Source organism: Spirosoma areae, assembly GCF_054781775.1.
This window is the reverse complement of sequence record NZ_BAAGTT010000018.1, coordinates 22866-43117: the sequence shown is the minus strand read 5'-3', so window position 1 is coordinate 43117 and position 20252 is coordinate 22866. Positions and strand designations below refer to the sequence as shown.

21 protein-coding genes are annotated in these 20252 nt (G+C 52.4%); 11 read left to right on the top strand and 10 right to left on the bottom strand.

What is annotated here, in order from left to right:
• Positions 1 to 350: 350 nt before the first annotated feature.
• The 4 genes from ACYVI1_RS08625 to ACYVI1_RS08610 all read right to left on the bottom strand — a co-directional run bounded on the left by ACYVI1_RS08625 (position 351) and on the right by ACYVI1_RS08610 (position 4408).
• Positions 351 to 2489, bottom strand: coding sequence for an outer membrane protein assembly factor BamB family protein (locus tag ACYVI1_RS08625; RefSeq protein ID WP_460908883.1), 2139 nt, complete (start codon positions 2487 to 2489; stop codon positions 351 to 353).
• Between the two features lie 164 nt (positions 2490 to 2653).
• Positions 2654 to 3556: a sugar phosphate isomerase/epimerase family protein gene (locus ACYVI1_RS08620; protein WP_460908881.1), complete on the bottom strand. Its 903-nt coding sequence runs from the start codon at positions 3554 to 3556 to the stop codon at positions 2654 to 2656.
• 218 nt (positions 3557 to 3774) lie between these two features.
• On the bottom strand, positions 3775 to 4011 hold the full coding sequence (locus tag ACYVI1_RS08615; RefSeq protein ID WP_460908879.1) for a hypothetical protein: 237 nt from the start codon (positions 4009 to 4011) through the stop codon (positions 3775 to 3777).
• Positions 4012 to 4294: 283 nt separating this feature from the next.
• Positions 4295 to 4408, bottom strand: coding sequence for a helix-turn-helix domain-containing protein (locus ACYVI1_RS08610; protein WP_460908907.1), 114 nt, complete (start codon positions 4406 to 4408; stop codon positions 4295 to 4297).
• Between the two features lie 744 nt (positions 4409 to 5152).
• Between ACYVI1_RS08610 and ACYVI1_RS08605 the strand changes: the two genes are divergently transcribed.
• The 6 genes from ACYVI1_RS08605 to ACYVI1_RS08580 all read left to right on the top strand — a co-directional run bounded on the left by ACYVI1_RS08605 (position 5153) and on the right by ACYVI1_RS08580 (position 9084).
• Positions 5153 to 5830, top strand: coding sequence for a response regulator transcription factor (locus ACYVI1_RS08605; protein ID WP_460908877.1), 678 nt, complete (start codon positions 5153 to 5155; stop codon positions 5828 to 5830).
• Between the two features lie 101 nt (positions 5831 to 5931).
• Entirely contained in the window at positions 5932 to 6507 is a 576-nt protein-coding gene (locus ACYVI1_RS08600) for a TetR/AcrR family transcriptional regulator (protein WP_460908875.1), read from the top strand.
• Between the two features lie 98 nt (positions 6508 to 6605).
• The gene (locus tag ACYVI1_RS08595; RefSeq protein WP_460908873.1) at positions 6606 to 7154 is read left to right on the top strand and encodes a carboxymuconolactone decarboxylase family protein; all 549 of its coding nucleotides are present in this window, start codon (positions 6606 to 6608) and stop codon (positions 7152 to 7154) included.
• 155 nt (positions 7155 to 7309) lie between these two features.
• Entirely contained in the window at positions 7310 to 7762 is a 453-nt protein-coding gene (locus tag ACYVI1_RS08590) for a nuclear transport factor 2 family protein (RefSeq protein WP_460908905.1), read from the top strand.
• Positions 7725 to 8396, top strand: coding sequence for a pyridoxamine 5'-phosphate oxidase family protein (locus ACYVI1_RS08585; protein ID WP_460908870.1), 672 nt, complete (start codon positions 7725 to 7727; stop codon positions 8394 to 8396). Before ACYVI1_RS08590 ends, ACYVI1_RS08585 begins: the two co-directional genes overlap by 38 nt.
• 82 nt (positions 8397 to 8478) lie before the next feature.
• Complete coding sequence (locus tag ACYVI1_RS08580) at positions 8479 to 9084, top strand: hypothetical protein (RefSeq protein ID WP_460908868.1); 606 nt, start codon at positions 8479 to 8481, stop codon at positions 9082 to 9084.
• A 6-nt stretch (positions 9085 to 9090) separates the two neighbouring features.
• Here the strand turns inward: ACYVI1_RS08580 and ACYVI1_RS08575 are convergent, their stop codons facing one another.
• The 4 genes from ACYVI1_RS08575 to ACYVI1_RS08560 all read right to left on the bottom strand — a co-directional run bounded on the left by ACYVI1_RS08575 (position 9091) and on the right by ACYVI1_RS08560 (position 12238).
• Positions 9091 to 9777, bottom strand: a complete 687-nt coding sequence (locus tag ACYVI1_RS08575) for a nitroreductase family protein (RefSeq protein ID WP_460908866.1) — start codon at positions 9775 to 9777, stop codon at positions 9091 to 9093.
• A gap of 52 nt (positions 9778 to 9829) precedes the next feature.
• Complete coding sequence (locus ACYVI1_RS08570; protein ID WP_460908864.1) at positions 9830 to 10549, bottom strand: hypothetical protein; 720 nt, start codon at positions 10547 to 10549, stop codon at positions 9830 to 9832.
• A gap of 3 nt (positions 10550 to 10552) precedes the next feature.
• Positions 10553 to 11545, bottom strand: a complete 993-nt coding sequence (locus ACYVI1_RS08565) for an NmrA family NAD(P)-binding protein (RefSeq protein WP_460908862.1) — start codon at positions 11543 to 11545, stop codon at positions 10553 to 10555.
• A 108-nt stretch (positions 11546 to 11653) separates the two neighbouring features.
• Positions 11654 to 12238: a Crp/Fnr family transcriptional regulator gene (locus tag ACYVI1_RS08560; RefSeq protein ID WP_460908860.1), complete on the bottom strand. Its 585-nt coding sequence runs from the start codon at positions 12236 to 12238 to the stop codon at positions 11654 to 11656.
• Between the two features lie 249 nt (positions 12239 to 12487).
• On the opposite strand from ACYVI1_RS08560, the gene ACYVI1_RS08555 reads away from it, so the two are divergent.
• Entirely contained in the window at positions 12488 to 13855 is a 1368-nt protein-coding gene (locus ACYVI1_RS08555; RefSeq protein ID WP_460908858.1) for a sensor histidine kinase, read from the top strand.
• A gap of 88 nt (positions 13856 to 13943) precedes the next feature.
• Positions 13944 to 14147: a hypothetical protein gene (locus ACYVI1_RS08550; RefSeq protein WP_460908856.1), complete on the top strand. Its 204-nt coding sequence runs from the start codon at positions 13944 to 13946 to the stop codon at positions 14145 to 14147.
• Between the two features lie 26 nt (positions 14148 to 14173).
• On the opposite strand, the gene ACYVI1_RS08545 is transcribed toward ACYVI1_RS08550, so the two are convergent.
• Positions 14174 to 15568, bottom strand: coding sequence for a DUF389 domain-containing protein (locus tag ACYVI1_RS08545; protein ID WP_460908854.1), 1395 nt, complete (start codon positions 15566 to 15568; stop codon positions 14174 to 14176).
• 88 nt (positions 15569 to 15656) lie between these two features.
• Between ACYVI1_RS08545 and ACYVI1_RS08540 the strand changes: the two genes are divergently transcribed.
• Entirely contained in the window at positions 15657 to 16901 is a 1245-nt protein-coding gene (locus ACYVI1_RS08540) for a cation:proton antiporter (RefSeq protein WP_460908903.1), read from the top strand.
• 14 nt (positions 16902 to 16915) lie between these two features.
• Here ACYVI1_RS08540 and ACYVI1_RS08535 read toward each other — a convergent pair whose 3' ends face one another.
• Positions 16916 to 17320 carry a sugar 3,4-ketoisomerase gene (locus ACYVI1_RS08535; protein WP_460908852.1) on the bottom strand — a complete coding sequence of 135 codons (405 nt, stop codon included), beginning with the start codon at positions 17318 to 17320 and terminating at the stop codon, positions 16916 to 16918.
• 167 nt (positions 17321 to 17487) lie between these two features.
• Between ACYVI1_RS08535 and ACYVI1_RS08530 the strand changes: the two genes are divergently transcribed.
• Both ACYVI1_RS08530 and ACYVI1_RS08525 read left to right on the top strand, forming a co-directional pair.
• Positions 17488 to 18408, top strand: coding sequence for a hypothetical protein (locus ACYVI1_RS08530; RefSeq protein ID WP_460908850.1), 921 nt, complete (start codon positions 17488 to 17490; stop codon positions 18406 to 18408).
• Positions 18409 to 18514: 106 nt separating this feature from the next.
• Positions 18515 to 20245, top strand: coding sequence for a tetratricopeptide repeat protein (locus ACYVI1_RS08525; RefSeq protein WP_460908847.1), 1731 nt, complete (start codon positions 18515 to 18517; stop codon positions 20243 to 20245).
• Positions 20246 to 20252 lie beyond the last annotated feature (7 nt).

The window sequence follows — 20252 nt, the reverse complement described above, 5'->3', positions numbered from 1 at the left end:
AACTACCCTGTACCGGTCTTATTTAAAAGCGATGGAAGCGGCATGGCCCATTGGAACACCTAGTACAGAAAAGGCTCGACTTGGTCCAAAACCCTGAACGACTAAATTGAACGGGTTAATTGGACGCGAAAAGGCTGATTTTAGGCCACTTCTTGCCTACCCCGTCACCGTTCAAATAAACGTCGGTATGTTTTTCCGACAAGACATGAGATTTTACTATCTGTCCAAAGCTATCCGTCACATGCGCAAACAAAAGTGACGTTTATGCTTGTCCGTCAACCTTTTAGAATTCTATTTGAAATTTGGCCGCGCCACGGTGGCCTGCTTAAGTAATGGCAACCTACACCTTCTTAATTGAGGCCAAACGTCAGGTAGCCTCCCTTATAGCCTGTGGACGGATTAGGGCTAACCGCAAGGGTAATATATTGTTTACCCGCAAGGGCATACGTAGCAGGAATGCAAGTACCATTGCCCGGGAGTTGAACTTGCCAGAGTATTTCACCCGTTTTCTGGTCAAACGCCCGAAACGTTCGGTCTACTGTTGCAGCAATGAATATAAGCCCGCCCGCCGTAGCAATCCCCCCGCCCCGGTTGTAGATACCAGACTGTTTAATACCCATTTTGGCTAATTTAGGGTCTTCGCCCAGCGGCACTTGCCAAAGCGTATTCCCGGTATTAAGGTCGATAGCGTTCAACGTTCCGAATGGAGGTTTTATGGTAGGATTGCCATTACCATCCGTGTAAGAATCATAGCCCGAAAACCCGTAAGGTTCATTACTTTCTTCATACCTTGCCCGCTTTCCAGCGGATAAGCCAATTTGTTGGCCTTTCAAAAAGCCAATAATTGCCGATATTTGCTCCTGCGGTAAGTGCCTGAACGAGGGCATGGGTTCTGCTCCTTTGCGAATAATGTTCTCTAATTTTTGAACATTGTAAGAAGTCGTTTTTGCTAAGATATTTGGCCCATAATTTGTGCCTTTTCTATCTACACCGTGGCAGCTACTGCAATACATTTTGAACAGATTTTCTCCGCTCAGGTTGTTATTCTCTTTGATTTTTTTCAGTTCAGTGAGTTTGAGAAACCAGGGTAAATCGGTAGAGTTTACAAACAGGATACCCGTTTTTGGGTTAACTGAGGCACCGCCCCAATTAGCCCCACCATTTGCTGCAGGAAGGATAATTGAGCCATTTAAACTAGGCGGTTCGTAAATGCCCGTATTGTATTTATTCTCAGCGATTTGCTTCTTAATGTCTCGTTCAGATTCCGGGGTTAAGTTGCTAAAATATTCTTCTTTATATCCTTGTCTCGCAAAGGGAGCAGGTTTTGTTGGTATAGGTTGAGTCGGCCAGGGTTTTTCGCCGGGCATAGTACTTTTGGTCGAAACAGCTACTTCATTAATTGGGAATAAGGACTTTCCGGTGAACCTATCGAACAGAAATAAATAGCCCATTTTCGTTACGAGCGCTACCGCATCGACCTGTTTTCCCCCTTGATTAATCGTAACTAAATTCGGCGGAGAGCCATTGTCTCTGTCCCAAAGATCGTGGTGGGTGGTCTGGAAATGCCAGATACGTTTTCCCGTTTTAGCATCCAACGCTAAAAGGCAATTAGCAAAAAGGTTTTTCCCTGGCCGGTCGGCACCGTAAAAATCAAAAGAAGGGGAAGCCGTAGGCACATAGACAATGCCTCGCTTTTGATCTAATGCCATGCCTCCCCAGCAATTAGCACCTCCATTTTTTTCTCGGGCGTTTGCGGCCCATGTTTCAGCTCCGAATTCTCCTTTTTGGGGAATGGTATGAAATACCCAGACCAATTTTCCTGTAAAGACATTAAACGCCCGGATATCGCCCGAAGTAGAGGGAAGCTCGTCGGGAACTTTACAACCCACAATAAATAAATCTTCGTAAATAACTCCTGGAGCGTTGCTCGTCACATGAACCCGGCTTCTCATGGAATCGGCTACGGACAAACCGGTATAGAAATCTACCCGACCCTGCTTGCCAAATTCATCGATTAGTTTTCCATCTTGGGCGTTAACAGCGTAGAGAGTACCCCCCGAAATGAACAAAACGACATCAGGCTTGCCATTTTTGCCTGCGTGATAGGTTACGGATTTACTCCAATTAGCTATATACGTATTGTCGGGTATAAACTCCCAAATAAGTTCACCATTGGCCGCGTTGAGGGCTACTAATTTTTTGGAAGGTAATAACGCAATCATTTTTCCGTTGACTACTAACGGATTAAAGAAAATACTCGAGCCTTCCTGTGTTTCCTGATGATGCCATATTTCCTTTAAATTAATTACATTATTTACATTGATATAGGCTAAGTCTGAATACTTATTGTTGGTAGCATCATGACCATAGTGGCCCCAGTTTTCATCTAAACCTTCTTTTTTTTCTGTGAATGCATTTATAAACAAAAACACTACGGTCAACACAAGCAAACCTGCACCCATAAGTACTATATTGATGTGTTTCTTCATGGGATTGATTAGTTTGATTATTAACTACTTTTGCTGGTGATTGCCGAAGTATAATTTACTTAGAGAAAGCCTTGTTCAAGAATCACCTGTCTGTGAAAACGAATTGGTAAGATGCCGGTTAGGGTTAAAACTTAAACCAATAATTTCAGTGGATAAACTCCTTTTTATTTTAAAGGAGCGTTTTTATTCCACCAACTAATTGATTTACTTAGAATTTCCAATTTATCCCCTTTAATATTATAACACTGTAAACCAATAGGTCCCTCATAGCCCATATTTTTCAATGCATTAAGTAGAGCCAAATTATTAAATGTGCCTTCTCCAAGCGGCTGAATCAAGTAGTCCCAGATCGCCTGCTCACTAATGGCCTTTTTTTCTTCATCTGTTACCGGAGTGGCTCCACATATGCTGACCGCAAAAAGATAAGGTTTTGCTTTTCTCAATATAGTGGGTATATTCTCAATCTCGCTCTGTGGTTTTAGAGCAAGATAATGCGGTAAATTGAATGTGATCCCTACATTCTTTCGGTCTATACGCTTGACCAAATCGACACCCTTTTCAAAATCTTCGAGCCAAAACCAGATATGCGGATAAAGTATGATTCTTGTGCCTGTTGTTTCGGCTAAATCAGCTATTTCACGCACAATACGTATAGCGGTCGTATCGCCAGCGGGCGAGGAGGCAGCGTAAGTTTTTGCTTTGCTGGTTATATTCAGCCAAAGCATAGTTTTGCGCCCTTTTAATTTTTGAAGCACTGCGGGCAGGCGAGCATCATAGTGCGGTGTAGTTGGGTCAAGATTCACATTGACATAAATTGTAAAAAGTTGTAGTTTCTGACGGTCTAATTCTAGTAAAATCTCATCTATATTGTCGAAACCCCCTTTTTCCATACCATCGTACCCCAGATTTTTAAGCAAAGTTACTTGTTTCGCCGGGGTATCGTAATCTATAGATCGAACCCCATTGTTGAAGGCGAAAAATGGATTTCTTTGCCCTTCTACCTGTAATACATTGACTAATAAAAGGCCCAACAGCACCCACTGTTTTTTCTTTAGTATGCAATCCATAGTCTATTAGTTATTTAGAAAGATTAAGGTTACCGGCGGCACAACGGTGGTACTTTCCGTCTTTTTGTTTCAGGACAGCAGCAGGCCTATCAAGGCATAGGCAATTGGGGACATAACGAACGGTTTCATTTTTGGCAATTTAACGGGGTTCTACTGAATTGAGTTATCGATTAGCTACCATTCCGGGGTTAGCATGAACACTCAGTCTGGCCGTTTGGTCAATCGGGGTAGCTGGCTGGATCGTGATTCGGCTTACACCGGGATTGGGCGAATCCTGCGGATTGCGGGCGGCTGACACATCGTTTATCACAGCGGGCAAAGATGCGCGGGTGGGCGGGCAGCGTTTCGATGAACGACTCGGCCACGCTGTTCGGTTCCGTCTGTGCCCAGCCAATGCCTGGCTGAAGCAGACCGAGTAGGAGGGCGGTCAATAATAAGGAGGGCTGACGTTTCATAAGGTCGATTTCTCAGCAATCAAAACATGATAGTCCGGTACTAGCAAACGGGTGAACGTGTACATTTTCCCGGTTTTCGACTAACTATTTTTTGAAATCGCATACACCTCACCCGTAATTAAATCCACAAACACAGGCTGTGGAATATCCTTAGAGCAGGAAGGTGGCCACCAGAGCCCTGTAAGTCTTTTTCATGTTATGCTAATATTGGTAGACAACACAAAAGTAGCGGATGCTCTCTCAGCAGGTTAAGGCCAAGCGATCAAAAAGTGTGGCTAAACGGTCAACTTTGTAATTGGTATTGTTTAGGCGTAACGCCATAGGCATGCTTGAAGGATTGAATGAAACTCGACAGGTTTTCGTAACCAACCTGATAATAGACGTCGCTGGTTTTCAGATTGTCTTACACTGAAATCGCTCGATTGTGCGGGTACCATTGAATACCCAGGACAACTGGAGTAGGCAAACTGGATCTTGCTGGCTAACTCGTTTTGACTTCAGAAAGAAGCGGTACGGGCCCGCGACGGCGGACCGTTCGCAGTGGCCGGTACGCCGTCGCGGCCCCACCCCCGTCATCAACCTATACTGGTACATAGTAATCCTTACTGAAATCTGGGCTGGAATGGATAAGGTCTCCCAAAGAGGCACTTGTTGAATTCACTGGTACTTGCACAATCAGATGGTTTCAGGATGGGTCAAATCTAATTTCGTTCAGTAAAAGGGTAACCAATACTATTTAGTGAACTATCTATTTTACTATCAATGAATGGGTTGTGTTACTATCAGCAACCATTGTAAGTCGTCCACGAAACCCTCCGAATCCGGCCGGGACTGGCCAGGATGTAAAAGAGGAATGAAGTAGGTTTTTTCTTCCCTTTCCAACCGACTGTACCAAAAAATTCATTAGGCTAAGGAGCCGCGGCAAGACTCGACTGACGCGGCTTTTCTATTGGAGGAAGTGTGCTGGCTACATCACCTCTTTTACCCTTGATGTAGAAGAATAACCCGCCCCGAGAAGCGTAGATATTCTTGGCTGATGCGACCCTATTGCTTATCTGTGGACAATTCATTTGCTTTCAGTAAGTGTGTGTTTTCGATCACCGAAGCATATTGTACTCAATAATACGCTTACATTTAACACATGAAACTGTTAGTCGTTGAAGACGAACCTAAGACGCTCCAGGCTATTCAGCAGGGGCTGGAAGAGAGTCAGTTTGAGGTCGATGTAGCGTATGATGGGCTGATTGCCAAGCGTCTGGCCCTGAAAAACAATTATGCGGCCATCATCACCGACCTGATTCTGCCCGGACTCAACGGCTATGAACTCTGCCGACAACTCCGGGCCGAAGGGCTGACAACACCTATTCTGATGCTGACCGCTCTGGGCGAAATCGAGGATAAAGTCATGGGCTTCGACGCCGGAGCCGACCAGTATCTGACCAAGCCCTTCCAGTTTGCCGAATTGCTGGCAAGGGTCCGTTCGCTGACCAAACGGGGAACGCAGGTAGCCATGACGGCTCAGATGCTCCGCTACGGTGGGGTTGAACTGAATCTGGATGCGAAGACCATTACCCGCGACGGCCAGCCGATTGAGCTGACCGCCCGCGAGTTTGCCCTGCTCGAATTCCTGATGCGAAATCAGGGGCGGGTATTGTCGAAACCCACCATCGCCGAACACGTCTGGGACATCAACTTCGACACGGGGACCAACGTCGTAGAGGTTTACATCAATTACCTGCGCAAGAAAATTGACCGGGACTTTCCCAAAAAGCTGATTCACACCCAATTCGGCATGGGGTATGTTCTCAAAGAGGAGTAAAACCCATCTGATTGTCAAGGCGTTGTTAATTTATTTACTAACTGTCTAACTTTTTTTCAGGTGTCGGGAACAAATAGACCGACTGGTCTGTATTATGAACAATGAAGGCCAGTAACGCTATGATGAGTATTGACACCGACCGTCGCCCGTCTGAAGTCCGCCAACGGATTTTGGATACAGCCGCCCGGCTTTTTCACCGGCAGGGCTATAATTCGACGGGCATCAACCAGCTTATCGCCGAAGCCGGGGTAGCCAAAGCCAGCCTTTATCAGCATTTCAAAACCAAAAACGATATTTTGCACGCTTACCTGATGGAAACCAGCCGGGGCTGGTTTGAGGAAGTGGCCAACCGGATAGCCGCCACCGACACGGCAAAAGGCAAAGTACTGGCCCTGTTCGATATGTTGCATGACTTTACGGCAAGCGTCGATTTTCGGGGCTGCAATTTTCAGAATGCCCTGATTGAATTAGACGTTGCCGAAACCGACACAAGGCAGTTTATCCAGGCCCACAAATCGCGCATGGCGCAGGTGTTTGCTGATTTACTCACCGATGCCGGGCCAGACGTAGCCGACGAGGTGGGCCTGTTGTTCGAGGGTGCCCTGATTACCAGCCAACTCCACCGCACTACCGAACCCGTCAGCAAAGCACGCCGTATTGTGGAGCGAATTTTGTAATTTTTTTGTCCTGAATTATACAGACTTGTCTGTCCATTTATTACTCATAATACCCTGTTTATTTTCTACTCAGTTTCATAACAAACCAATCAAACACAATGACAACCTTCACAGTACCAACCCGCGACGAGGTGTCGCCCACATCGCAAGCCGCTTTCGATAGTCTGCAAAACGCCCTCGGTTTTGTGCCGAATCTCTACGCCACCATTGCCTACTCGGATAATGCCCTGCCGAAGTACCTGGCTTTTCAGGGCGCGAAAACGTCGCTCTCCAACAAAGAGAAAGAAGTGGTCAACCTGGTCGTGAGCGAAGTAAATGGCTGTCGGTATTGCCAAAGTGCCCATTCGGTGCTGGGCAAAATGAACGGTTTTGTGGATGATGAAATCCTGAACCTGCGGGCTGGTCACAGCAGTAACCCGAAATTGAACGCGCTGGTGACGATTGCCAAAGATATTACCGAAAACAAAGGCCGGGTGTCGCCCGCCAACCTCGACGCTTTTTATGCCGCCGGGTACACCAACGGCAATCTGGTGGACGTAATTTTGCAGGTCAGTGACAAAATTGCCATGAATTACCTGCACAACCTGACAGAGATTCCCATTGATTTCCCGGTAGCTCCCGCGTTGGAAACCGAAGCTACAGTTTGATGAGGAAAAAGAACGCAGATTTTTAGGATAACCCACTGATTTTATAAGTTGTAGAAATCTGCGTTCTATCCGTTGTGTAACCCAAAAAAGACGTGAACCCAACCGAAAATTTTGACGACGAAGCCCCCTTTGTTCGCGAAGAATGTGGCGATACAATGTGGGACGACAATGTACTAAACCAACTGACAATCACCATGAACCAACGCCCGCCCCTGCCGCCGTTTACGCTCGAAACGGCCCGCCAGAAAGTACAAGTAGCCGAAGATGCCTGGAATACCAAAGACCCCGAAAGGGTGAGCCTTGCCTACACGCCTGACACTGAATGGCGCAACCGCACTGATTTCATCAATGGCCGTGAGGAAGTAAAGGCGTTCCTGACCCGGAAATGGGCAAAAGAACTCGATTACCGGCTCAAAAAAGAACTATGGGGGTTCCGCGAAAATCGGATGGCTGTTCGGTTTGAATACGAATGGCACGATGAAAGCGGCCAATGGTACCGCAGCTACGGCAACGAACTGTGGGAGTTTGACGAAAATGGGCTGATGGCCAAACGCTACGCCAGCATTAACGATGCCCCGATTCTGGAAACCGAACGGCGCGTTTTCTGATATCTTTATGGCCCGAAACTACGCGTCTCTGGCGTTTACCGAACCCATTAAGGCGTTGCAGGAACGCTACGGTAGCCGCCAGACTTACGCCCGCGTGGAAGCGAAATCCCACTTTAACGGCCTGACCGACTCCGAAACAGAGTTTATCGCCAACCGCGACAGTTTTTACATGGCGAGCATCGGCGAAAATGGCTTTCCGTATATCCAGCACCGGGGTGGACCTAAAGGTTTTTTGAAGCCGATTGACCCCATGACGCTCGGCTTTGTCGATTTCACGGGCAACCGGCAGTACATATCCGTCGGCAATCTGCAAACGCATCCGCAAGTGTCGCTTTTTCTGATGGATTATGCCCGCAAAGCCCGGCTGAAAATCTACGCCGAAGCCCAAATCGTAGAGCTAACTGACCGCCCTGATTTGCTCGGCCAATTGAACCCGACGCACTACAAACACACGCCCGAACGGATGATTTTGCTACACATAAAAGCCTTTGACTGGAACTGCCCGCAACACATCACCCCGCGCTACACGACCGACGAAATCAACGAAGCCTTAACCCCACAACGGGACTATATAGCGAAGCTGGAAGCCGACGTAGCACGGTTACGGGCAGAAATGACCGATAAAAATACGTAGGTCATGGTATCGCTTTAGAGACTGTTGGCCATTATCGAAACAGACCGAGCATCTTTGCGGCTATTTCCAAAACTTGTCTGTCATGAAAATAGCCCTCACTGCGGTTCTATGCTGTTTAGCCACCTACTGTTCCGTTGCCCAACCTGCCGCTTCGCCCGCTGATACGCTGCCGTTTCGCCAAATTCCCGATTATCCGCCAACCTATACCGCCAAAACGATTCTCGTCCGTATGATTGACGGCCTGGGGTTTCGCTATTACTGGGCCACCAACACCCTGACGGATAGGGATTTAGCCTACAAACCGAACGAAAAAGCCCGAACCACCGAAGAAACCATCGACCATATTCTGGGGCTGTCCGCTGTGGTGGTTAACGCCATGCAGAAGAAAGTGAATACCCGGTCGGGGGAAGAAACCTCGTCACTGGCCTTCGCCACGAAGCGACAACGGACGCTCCAAAACCTCAAACTCGCCCGCGATTTGCTACTGACCGCCCCGGATAGCCTCGAAACGTATGCCATTGTGTTCCAGAACGGGACCAAAACAACCCGCTACCCGGTCTGGAACCTCGTCAACGGCCCGCTCGAAGATGCCCTCTGGCACATTGGTCAGGTCGTCTCGTTCCGGCGGTCTTCGGGCAACCCGGTGCATCCGAAACTGGACGTAATGACGGGGAAGGTGGGCCAGTAGCTGGCTTCAGTACCAGACCGCTATGTCGGCTAAAGGCTTGCGGGTCAGGACGGGAACGCGGGCATCGGGAGCCGGATAACCAACGGGAATCAGCAGAAACGGGCGTTCGTTGACGGGGCGGTTCAGCAGCGTGGTCAGGAAATTCATCGGGCTGGGAGTGTGGGTGAGGGCTACCAGACCCGCGTGGTGAATGGCAGCCAACAGCAACCCGCAGGCGATCCCGACCGATTCGTTGACGTAATAATTGGTACGCTTCGTGCCGTCGGGAAGCAGGTCGTAGGGTTTGCGGAAGACCACAATCAGGTACGGAGCCGTTTCCAGAAACGGTTTTTGCCAGTCGGTGCCAAACGGTTTGAGGTCCTTGAGCCATTCGTTGTTCATGCGACCCGCGTAGTTTTCCCGCTCTTCGGCTTCGGCCCCTTCGCGGATGTGGCGTTTCAGCACGGGGTTAGCCACAACGCAAAACGTCCAGGGCTGTTTGTGCGCCCCCGACGGTGCCGTGCCAGCCGTCCGCACGATCTCTTCGATTACGTCGCGGGGTACGGCCCGGTCCGTGAAGTCGCGCACGGTTCGGCGGGTGTCGAGCCAGGCATAAAAATCGCGGCTGCGGGTCAGCATCTCCTCCACCGGGTAAGACATGGGCGAATACCCCACAAAAGCAGGGTCGTTGGTGGGTTCGGTTGCTGGATTCATCGGGTAAAGATACAGGCTTATCCTAAAATCGTACCGTTGCCCGAACGGATGGCTATGCCGTTACCGACCGTTTCAACAGCCGCCGAATGGACACCAGATGCCCGAATAAAACGATAGGCACCACAAACGTAGGCAGCCAGCTAAAAGGGAAGTTGCCGATGGCGCGGTTGGGCTGCTCGAAGGCGAAACGTTGCAAGGGTGTGGGGGCCGATAAAAACGCGATGGCGATGATCGTCAGCAGCAAACCCAGACAAACGATGTTCCAGACTAAAATCAATTGTCGGCTCATTTTTCCTTTTGTCAGGCCGAACCAAGCCACAAACGGGGCCGTGATGCCGGAGAAAATATCGTAGTTCCGGCCCTCGAATGTCATTAGTTCCGGCACGGCTTTGTCCAGGAAAAGCCAGTACAGCACCAATTCGACCACTACCCGGACGGTGTTCAGGTACGTCAGATTCACGAGCGGCAAACTATCCGCAAACCGCCGACCGGCTGACGTAGCGAATACCGAAACAACCGTGAGCATAACGGGCAAAATGCCGAACAGCACAATGCGCGGTGGCCCGGCAGCGGGGATAGATTTGTACAGGCCATTGAACGTCAGCACGGCCTGAAGCAGTAGCCAGATGAGTAGCCCAATCAGAATCGGGGTCGCTTTTTGTCGTGCGGCTTCGCTATTGGCCTGATTGACAACTCGGTAGAAAAGCAGGAGCGTAGCCAAAACGGTCAGACCGAAGGTGATGGGTACGTAGACGGGTATGTTCGGAATCATGGCTTATTGGTTTAGGCGTTCGCGTTCGCTGGCATTCGGCACGGGCGTAAGGGGCATCATCATAAATTTTTTCATGGCCGATAGCCAGTTCCCGAAGCTGCGCTCCCGATACGGCGACCGGGCAAAGTAGTCCCGGGTGATGGTCTCAAAATCGTCCGGTTCACGGCCCGTCAGTTGTTTCACTACGTCGGTTGGCACGATGTCGAAGCGGTTCATCCGCATCTGCCGATTATAGAGATTGGCCTGCACAATGGCAAACGGGTCGAAGCCAAATTCGGGACCGAGCATCATGCCCGCTTTCAGAAATAACCAATCCGGCGAGTTAACAACCCGGACGGTTCGCCCACTGACTGTCGAGAAAATAGCCGCCATTTCGTTCGTATTGATGGATGTTGGCCCCGTTGGAAACAGTTTTTGCCCGTAATAGGGAGCCGGATTCTTAAGCAGCGCGGCAATCGACCGGCTCATGTCGCCGTTGGAAATCCAGGGATTTTTTCCCTGGCCAAAGGGTGATGGCAGCAGACCAAGCTGCAGCACAAACTCCGTGACGACGAAGGCATTATCGGCGAAATAGCCCGGCACAAAATACACTACGTTCAGGCCCGACTCGGCAAACAGGCGGTATGCGGTTCGGGTGTCGTTCGTCATTACGCTGCCTGTATCGGCAAATTCGGCAATGCGCTGCCCCATAAACACGACCGCGTCGATGGCTGCTTCTCTGGCCGCTTTGATGAACTGGGCCACGTTTTCGGGCATCCTGGGCATAATGGGGTAGCAGTAATAGACCCGGCTAATGCCCGTCAGCGCGTTTTGCAACTGCCTGTAATTATCGAACGTGCCGAGGGCGATTTCGGCACCGAGCTTTTCCAGTTCGAGTGCTCTGGCGTTTCGGGAGCGGACAAAGATGCGTACCGGATAGCCTTCGTTCAGCAGTTGCACCGTGGCGGCATAGCCCGTTTTTCCGGTGGCAGAAGTAATGAGAATTTTCTCGTTCATGGTCTTTCGTTGCGTCAACAATTGATGATGCAAAGGAAGACATGGCGGGCACGGCCACACCTGCCACAAGACAAGAACGCACTTGTCAATTGGCAAGAAAACAGCCAATCACCCTTTTCGGGCAAATTCACGCCGGATTCGGCTTAGGGACGTATCGGTGATGCCGAGGTAGGAAGCGATGTATTTGAGGGGTGCGTGCTGGAACAGGTCGCCGTTGGTCTCGATTAAATCAGCGTAGCGTTCCTCAGCACGTTTGTTAATCAGCGACAGGGTTCGCTGCTTAAAAGCCGCAAATTCTTTCACCAGCATGGCCCGGCCAAATTCCCGAAATTCGGGCAGCGAATGGAACAGCGTGTTCAACGTCCCGAACTCGATGACGAAGACGGTACTGTCGGTCAGAGCCTGCATGGTTTCGGTCGAAACGGTACGCATGAACAGGGACGACACCTCGAAAACGGCCCGGTTCTTACCAAAGAAATTGGTTGTCACTTCCTGCCCGTCGGCATCAAGCGTGAAGGCCCGCACGAACCCATCGGCCAGAAAAAAATACTCGTTACTGACCCGGCCTGCTTTGAGCAGGTACTCATTTTTGGCCAGCAGCCGCTCGTCAAAATGTCCGGCAATCGTCTCTACCGTCTGCCGCGTGGCCGGTACGTGCTGTTGAATAAACTGAATCAGCGGTTCTTTGTCCATGTAGCCCGGTAATAGCTGACCAGGTGGACCGGCGCGGTCAGCCTGTTTAGGACACAAGTTACAAATAACTCAACCACGAGTATGAATACCGACGTTTGATACTGCCGTACTAGCGGCAGGGGTAGTACATACCGACCCGCGCAAACCCATGCCAACCGTATTATCTTTGACGTAGTTTACTTAATTTGCCGTAGTAGCAGGCTATTACGATTGCTAAGAACCCAGTAGTTACGCAGGAACCTGTAGCCTATGACCATCCGTGACCGGCTGACCCTTCGCTTTACCGCGTTGGTATCCAGTATTCTGCTGCTGGCGTTTGTGAGTATCTACGCCTTCTGCTGGTACTTTATCGCGCAGGATTTTTACCGGCGGCTCGACCGCAAAGCCGCTACCACGGGCGATATGCTCATCCGCCACCGCTTGGATGCCAACCTTATTCGGCAACTCAGCCGCATCCGGCGCGACCAGTTGCCAAACCAGAAAATTAGGGCCTTCGACGGGCGGGATTCACTGATTTTTTCCACCAACGATACCCTGGCCCTGACCATTTCCCCCTCGGTGCTGGCTAACATTCGCCACAGCAAACAAGCCGATTTCCGGCAGGATGGCTACTACCTGTCGGGAAGCCGCTACATGACAGCCGCTGGTCAGTTTGTGGTCGTGGCCAGTGCCGAAAACGTCTATGGCGACGCGTTTCTTCGGCGGTTGCTGTGGGCGTTGGCCGGGCTGTTTGGCCTCAGTATTGGCATTACCGCCCTGGCGGGCCGGTTGTTTGCGGGCGATGCCCTGCGGCCCGTGCAACAAATTGACCAGACGCTCGGCCATATCTTTCCCAAAAATCGTGACGAGCGGTTGCCGGTACGGGCTGAGCCGGACGAGATCACCCGCCTGTCTGGCACCATCAACCGCCTGCTCGACCGGGTGGCCGAGTCGTTCCGGTTGCAGCGGCTGTTCGTGGCCAACGTTTCCCACGAGCTGAAAAACCCCCTCACCCAAATCAGCTCGCAGTTAGAGGTGAGCCTGCTCAACCAGCGCGAACCGGAAACCTACCGGCAAACCATCCGTTCGGTTTTGGACGATGTACGTCAGCTATCGGCTTTGACCCACGAACTGCTGCAACTCTCGCAGGTCAATCAGGAGGACGCGCCGGACCTGCTCACCGACACGGTACGGGTGGACGAACTGGTGTGGGACATCCGCGACGAGGTGGCCGCCATAAACCCGCGCTACCGGGTGACGGTTGAGTTGGGTACATTGCCCGAAGACCCTGACGGGCTGACCCTGACGGGCAACAAAACTTTGCTCTGTACGGCCCTGAAAAACCTGACCGAAAACGCCTGTAAGTTCTCCGACGACGGCCACGCACTCATCCGCGTTGGCTTTGCCCCCACCGGCGTGCAGATTGACGTGCAGAACAATGGCAATCCCATACCCGAAGCCGATCTGCCGTACATCTTCGAGCCGTTCTACCGCAGCCGCCAGACCGCCGATCAGGTGCGGGGGTACGGCGTAGGGCTGTCGCTGGTGGAGCGGATTGTGCGGCTGCACGGCGGGCAAATAAGTGTCAACTCGCAAGTGGGTATTCCGACAACTTTCCAGATTGCATTGCCGCGCTGATGCCGCGTTCTAAGCAAATTCTAAGGAGTTTATCAGCAAAAACTAAGGCTACGGGGAGAACTTTGATTTGTACGCAGCCCCATTGCCAATGTTGATTACCTCCGTAGTACATGCCTATTCAACTTTTTCGCCCGACTCTGCCCGAACCGATTCGTCGCGGGAGCAGGTCAGACCGCCTGCCGGGAATGAACCACCCCGAAAACCCGACTGGCTGCTGGTTATGGTGAGCATCCTGTTTCTGCTGACTCTGCTGATTGCCTGGCTGGTTGGCGTACCCGTGTTGGGTCGTTGATGCACCTGAAAAGGAAGCCTGCCCGTTTACTCCACAATCAGCTTGATGCGCTTGCTTTTGGTACGGCTTTGCAGCCACCGTTCGATACGCTGTCGCTCGGACCGGGTGTGCCGCCGGGAGAATTTGGCGTACACCAGCATGACCGTATCGGGCCGGGCACTGCTGGCGTTCATCACCAGCGACCGGGCGGCCGTGAACGTCTGCACGTCGGGCATGAGCGTTTTTAGCTCGTTCCGCAGGTCGGCCACGGGTAGCCGCGACGTTTGGGTCAGTTCGATGTATCGGCGCAGCGAGTCGATGGTTTGATCCTTGCGGGCAATAGACGACTGACTGAATTGGATAACCTGCTCGGTAATGGTCGTTTTGAGCGCATCTACGTCCACGTCTTCGTCCTTGAAACTCCCTTGCTTCACAAGTAGCTGGGCATCACCTAACCCGTAGGGGGGCATTTTGGCCCGCAGCAAATTAATGGAATCGGGGGGCAGCGGCTCCCCCACTACCGTAAGTTCCAGCCGACTCTGATGGCGGTTAAACCGCGCTGCGTAGCTGACGACCTGCCGGTACTGAAAGTTGCACTCGTTAGTCACGAACCGCTTGGTGGCCTGCTCAAAAATGGTTTTGCGGACGATCTGATAGGCAAGGTAGCTGCTCGGAATAACCACCAGCAGTACGGCCAGCCAGATCGTGTGGCGCACCCGCCGTTCGACCCCCGCACTCGGATATTCCTTCTGGTGGTAGCCCAGAAAGCGAACAATCAGAAACGTGGCTAAGCTGATGCAGACGCTGTTGATGAGAAACAGGTAAAAGGCCCCGGCGAAATAGTACAGGTTGCCCGATGCCAGCCCGTAGCCCGCCGTGCAGAGGGGTGGCATGAGGGCGGTGGCAATGGCGACCCCCGGAACAACGTTGGTCACTTTGTCCCGGCGCGACCCCGCCACGATGCCTGCCAGTCCGCCAAAAAAGGCGATAAACGCATCCCAGACGGTGGGCGAGGTGCGGGCCAGTAATTCGGCCTGGGCAATATGCAGCGGACTGACAAGAAAATACACCGTTGAGGTCAGCAGGCTGATGAACACGGCTAAACCCAGGTTCTTCAGTGCCCGCAGAATCATGGCCAGGTCATTGATGCCAATGCCAAGCCCGATACCCATGATCGGTCCCATCAGGGGCGAGATGAGCATGGCCCCGATGATGACCGCCGTTGAATTGACGTTCAGCCCGATGGAGGCAATGAAGATGGCAAAGATGAGCGTCCACAGGTTGATACCCCGGAACTCGATGCCCCGGCTGACGGACTGAATGACCCCGGCTTCGTCGTCCTTGTCTTCGTCTAAGCTGAACCGATACCGCACAAACGCGCCCAGGCGGGTCAGCACGTCCGGGCGTTTGGTGTGGGGCAGGTTGGGGTCGTTAACAAGCATAATCAACGGTAAAATGTATACGCTGGTAAACGGTAGTACCTTTACCAAACGAAAATTAGTGCAATCTTCCGTCATTCCCCCCCGTTCGATGAATTTATTTACCCTCATTACGCTCCTGATTGTTGTAGCCGCTCTGTTCGCCTACCTCAACACCCGCTTTCTGAAACTGCCCGATGCCATCGGGGTCATGGTGCTCTCGCTGCTGTTTTCGCTACTGCTCATTGGCGTAAACGCCCTACTGCCGACTGCGTTTACGCTTGTTCGGCAAACGGTGGCGCAAATCGACTTTGGGCGGGTGCTGTTCGAGGTGATGCTCAGTTTTCTGCTCTTTGCCGGTGCCTTTCATACCGACGCGGCTCAGCTCCGGGTCGAACGGCGGTCGGTGATGCTGTTCGCTTTTGTGGGGGTGCTGCTCAGTACCGCTCTCGTCGGCACAGGGTTGTATTATCTGTCACAGGGCATGCATCTGGGGATTCCGTATCTGGTTTGTCTGCTGTTTGGGGCGCTCATCTCGCCTACCGATCCGATTGCCGTGCTGGGGATTCTGGCTAAGTTCAAACTGCCCGAAAACGTGAAGCTCAACATCGTGGGCGAATCACTCTTCAACGACGGGGTGGGCGTGGTCGTGTTTGCCACCATTTATCGCCTTGTGGTCAATGGCTCCGATAGCGTAAGCGCGGGCGAAATTGGGCTGACGTTCCTGGAAGAAGCCGGGGGCGGGGTGCTGTTCGGGCTGGCCCTCGGCTACACCATGTACCGGCTGCTGCGCTCCATCAATCACTACCAGACCGAGGTGATTGTGACCGTAGCGGGGGTGATGGGGGGCTATTTGCTGGCCCAGCAACTGCATATTTCGGGGCCGCTGGCGATGGTGGTGGCCGGGCTGTTTGTAGGCGACCATGCCCGCGAACACGCCATGAGCCGCCAGACGGAAGACTATATCGATAAGTTCTGGGAGTTGATGGACAGCATCCTGAATGCCCTGCTGTTCGTGCTGATTGGGCTTGAACTGCTGCTGATTAAGTTTGACCTGACCCACTGGACCATTTACCTGTTGGCGATTCTGCTGGTGCTGCTGGCGCGTTACCTGGCCATTCTGATTCCCTTCACGGTGGCGCGTCGCTGGCTCGACCTCGACGATAACGCCCCCGTCATGCTCACCTGGGGCGGGCTGCGCGGGGGACTGTCCATTGCCATGGCCCTGTCGATTCCCGACACGCTGCCCCATAAAGACCTCATCGTCACCATCACCTACGCCGTGGTGCTGTTTTCGGTCATCGGGCAGGGCCTGACGATGGAGCGGCTCATCCGACGGTTGTATCCGAATGGGTAAGAGCGGGACAGCCGTTACCCCTCCCTGGTTGCCGTTGCTACCTGATTCAGGTTAACGGTTCGATAGGGCGGTTCATAGTAAATGGTCGTCTCAAACGGTTTCGAGGCAAACACCATCAACACGGCATCGGGGCTGAAGCGCTGCATCAGCCGCCAGTCGTGCGCGTCCAGAAACAGATACTGACTGGCCGACTCCAGTGTAAACTGCTGATCGATTGCCGGGGTCTGCACATAGACATCCACCGAACCCCGCAGGCAGTGCAGCACCATCTGGCAGGAGTGATGACGATGCCCCCCACGCGAGTCGGTTGGCGGAACCCCATATATCCAGAAAATTCGTTCAACAGGCTGCTGCCAAATTGCCTGAATCCAGTCCGATTCAGCTAGTTCACGCGTACCGGGGGTTAACAGGCGGGCCATTGGTTCAGGAAATTACATCGCTATAAGGTAACGAATTGATACCCAAAAGTAAGGCTCTTCCGGTTTTCTAAGCAAATCCTAAGCAATCTTTAAGCAGTCTGTTAGGTCTGAGCATGAGATTTGTGTGCATAAACGCTACGAATCACGTCGCTTAACTTACTACCGATATGGAAGACTACGAACAAAAAACGGGCTGGCTCACCTGGCTGCTGGGTGGGCTGTCGCTGGTGCTGCTGGCGGGGGGGATCTATTTCTGGAACGGCAACAAGACCCTGACCCGACAGAACGACCGGGCCGAACGCCGGGCCGATTCGCTGCTGTCGGTACGCCTGCAGCTTGAAACGGACCTGAGTAAGCTCAACGACCAGTTGGCCACCACCAAAGTCGATAACACGGACCTGAACAAGCGCATCGAAGCGGCTTACCAGCGACTGGCGCAAAACGATGCCCGCCTGGGCGAACTCCGGCGGAGTACCGCCGGGCGGGTGCTCACCATCCGCGAACTAAACCAGAACGTGGCGACCCTAACCACCCAGCGCGACAGCCTGGGCAACCAGATGAACGCCATGAACGCTAAAATTGGCTGGCTAACCGACTCCAGCACGGTTTACCAGAGCCGAAACGAACAGCTTGGTCAGGAAATAACCCAACTCAACAGTACCCTGCTGACGATGGTGCCACGAACCAGCCTGACGGGCGATGGATTTCGGGTCGAAGCTGTCAAGTCAAACGACAAGGCAACGGCCAAAGCCAAAAAAGTGGAGACCCTCACCATTTCCCTGAACGTACCGGCCGAACTGGGCCTGACCGGGCAGCAGGACGTTTATCTGAGCCTGACCAACGAAGCCAGCAAGGCCATGATGCCCCCCCTGCGAAGCGAAACCGTTACGCTGCCGACTCTCAACGAAACAATTCCGGTTCATGCCGTACAGTCGATTACGTTCGGTTCGGCAAAGCAGCGCATCACCTTCCGGCTCGACCCCGGCGCGAACCTCAAACCGGGCTTCTACCGGGCCGCTGTCTACACGAAGAACGCTTATTTAGGTTCAGTTGAGTTCCGGTTCCGGGATAGCTTCTGGTTTTTCTAAGTGAATTCTAAGCAAACCTTAAGCCCGCTCTCAGTTCCGGGTGGTTATTTGCTTACGTAGCCTTACCGATTGGGAAGGGCACACTGCTAAACGCTAATCAACGCACATGAAAACGTACCTGATAACACTGTTGACGACTGTCGCTACGGCGGGCGTTGCCACAACCGCTCTCGCGCAGACCCAAGCCCCTGATGCGGCTACCCTGATGAACATGGGCCGCTTTGGAGAAGTCAAAGCCCAGCTCATCCGCAACGCACAGCAGAATCCGTCGATGCAAACCAACTTCGACGCGGGCTACGGCTACCTCCGCGCCGGCCAACCCGACTCGGCCCGCACCTGGTTCGAGAAAGGTTTGCCGATGGACGAGAAGCGCGTACCGCTCAACGAAACGGGCGTTGCCCTGACGTACTTAGTACAGAACAACGCGGCCAACGCCGATCCGAAGCTGGACGAAGTCGTTAAACAAAGCAAAGGAAAAAACGCCGATATCCTCTACCGGATCGGCGAAGCCTACACCGGCTACCTCACGCCCGATAGTGGTTCCATCAAACCCCGGTATCCGAAAGCCGTTAACCCGGCCAAAGCGATTGATTACCTGAACCGGGCGGCTGAGCGCGACAAGAAAAACGCGGCTATTCAGTTAGCCCTCGGCGATGCGCATTACCTCAATAAAGATGCGGGAACGGCTGTATCGCGCTACGAGAGCGCGATGGAGCTGGGCATGATGCCCGCACGGGTGTACCAACGAATCGGGGATATTTACTGGCAGGGCCGCAACCTGAATCTGGCCGTTGAGAACTACAAGAAAGCTATTGAGGCCAGTTCCAGCTACGCCCCGGCCTACCAGCAGTTGTCGGAGTTGTACTTTTTAGTCAACCGCTATAAAGAGGCAGCCAACTACGCCGATCAGTACGTAGCCGTATCAAAAGACAACCGCCCCGAAACGCTGCTGCGGCAGGCGCAGTTTCACTTCTTAGCCAAGGACTACCAGAAAGCCGTTGACATCATCAACGCCAACCGGGCGGCTCTGGGCAGCAATCCCATCGTGTACCGCATTGAGGGCTGGTCACAATCGTCGCTCAAGCAGCCCCAGAAAGCCATCGAGAGCATTCAGACCTTCATTGCGAAGGCTCCCGAAAAGGTCATGTACGATGATTACAAGTACCTCGGTCAGGCGTACTTAGGTATTGAAAATCCTGGCAGCGACTCGCTCAAAGCCATCAGCGATTCGGTAGGTATTGCGTACTTAGAAAAGGCGGCACCCTTCGATACAACCGACAATCTCTACAGCGACATGGCGAAGTATTATTACCGGGCCAAAAAACACCCGCAGGCCTTAGCCGCGCTCGATTCGGCCAGTAAGCACGGGTTTAAACCCGACGCTCAGGATTGGTTTCGCTACGGCATGAGCAACTACACGCTTGGTTTTGGGCGCGACAGTCTGGGTAAATTAGTGCGCGATACCGTCCGGTTTGCCAAAGCCGATTCGGCCCTTGCGTTGTCGCAAAAGCCAACCCCCGAATACGCGCCCACAGTGCTGTACCGGGCCAAAGCCAACTATTATGCCTACACGCCGGAACAAGCCGTTCGGAACGGCAAAGCGAAGCCCTATTTCGAGCAGTTTATCGGCATGGTTGAAAATAAAGAAGACGACCGCAAACGGTATCAGAAAGACCTGGCTCTGGCCTTAAAGTACCTAATTTCATACCATGAATTAGTTACCAAAGACCAGGCCGCCCGAACAGAGTGGCTGAACAAAGGCCTGGCCCTGCTACCCGGCAACAAGGATTTAGCCAAAATAGCGTCGCCGGAAGCCGACGACTCGACCGATCAATAAGTACTGT

Excerpts from the sequence above, each read along its gene's own strand:
- ACYVI1_RS08565 (WP_460908862.1), bottom strand. The coding sequence starts at position 11,545 with ATGAACGAGAAAATTCTCATTACTTCTGCCACCGGAAAAACGGGCTAT.
- ACYVI1_RS08595 (WP_460908873.1), top strand. The coding sequence starts at position 6,606 with ATGACAACCTTCACAGTACCAACCCGCGACGAGGTGTCGCCCACATCG.
- ACYVI1_RS08615 (WP_460908879.1), bottom strand. The coding sequence starts at position 4,011 with ATGAAACGTCAGCCCTCCTTATTATTGACCGCCCTCCTACTCGGTCTG.
- ACYVI1_RS08530 (WP_460908850.1), top strand. The coding sequence starts at position 17,488 with ATGGAAGACTACGAACAAAAAACGGGCTGGCTCACCTGGCTGCTGGGT.
- ACYVI1_RS08570 (WP_460908864.1), bottom strand. The coding sequence starts at position 10,549 with ATGATTCCGAACATACCCGTCTACGTACCCATCACCTTCGGTCTGACC.
- ACYVI1_RS08535 (WP_460908852.1), bottom strand. The coding sequence starts at position 17,320 with ATGGCCCGCCTGTTAACCCCCGGTACGCGTGAACTAGCTGAATCGGAC.
- ACYVI1_RS08620 (WP_460908881.1), bottom strand. The coding sequence starts at position 3,556 with ATGGATTGCATACTAAAGAAAAAACAGTGGGTGCTGTTGGGCCTTTTA.
- ACYVI1_RS08525 (WP_460908847.1), top strand. The coding sequence starts at position 18,515 with ATGAAAACGTACCTGATAACACTGTTGACGACTGTCGCTACGGCGGGC.
- ACYVI1_RS08600 (WP_460908875.1), top strand. The coding sequence starts at position 5,932 with ATGAAGGCCAGTAACGCTATGATGAGTATTGACACCGACCGTCGCCCG.
- ACYVI1_RS08560 (WP_460908860.1), bottom strand. The coding sequence starts at position 12,238 with ATGGACAAAGAACCGCTGATTCAGTTTATTCAACAGCACGTACCGGCC.
- ACYVI1_RS08575 (WP_460908866.1), bottom strand. The coding sequence starts at position 9,777 with ATGAATCCAGCAACCGAACCCACCAACGACCCTGCTTTTGTGGGGTAT.
- ACYVI1_RS08550 (WP_460908856.1), top strand. The coding sequence starts at position 13,944 with ATGTTGATTACCTCCGTAGTACATGCCTATTCAACTTTTTCGCCCGAC.
- ACYVI1_RS08540 (WP_460908903.1), top strand. The coding sequence starts at position 15,657 with ATGAATTTATTTACCCTCATTACGCTCCTGATTGTTGTAGCCGCTCTG.
- ACYVI1_RS08625 (WP_460908883.1), bottom strand. The coding sequence starts at position 2,489 with ATGAAGAAACACATCAATATAGTACTTATGGGTGCAGGTTTGCTTGTG.
- ACYVI1_RS08545 (WP_460908854.1), bottom strand. The coding sequence starts at position 15,568 with ATGCTTGTTAACGACCCCAACCTGCCCCACACCAAACGCCCGGACGTG.
- ACYVI1_RS08605 (WP_460908877.1), top strand. The coding sequence starts at position 5,153 with ATGAAACTGTTAGTCGTTGAAGACGAACCTAAGACGCTCCAGGCTATT.
- ACYVI1_RS08585 (WP_460908870.1), top strand. The coding sequence starts at position 7,725 with ATGCCCCGATTCTGGAAACCGAACGGCGCGTTTTCTGATATCTTTATG.
- ACYVI1_RS08555 (WP_460908858.1), top strand. The coding sequence starts at position 12,488 with ATGACCATCCGTGACCGGCTGACCCTTCGCTTTACCGCGTTGGTATCC.
- ACYVI1_RS08580 (WP_460908868.1), top strand. The coding sequence starts at position 8,479 with ATGAAAATAGCCCTCACTGCGGTTCTATGCTGTTTAGCCACCTACTGT.
- ACYVI1_RS08590 (WP_460908905.1), top strand. The coding sequence starts at position 7,310 with ATGTGGGACGACAATGTACTAAACCAACTGACAATCACCATGAACCAA.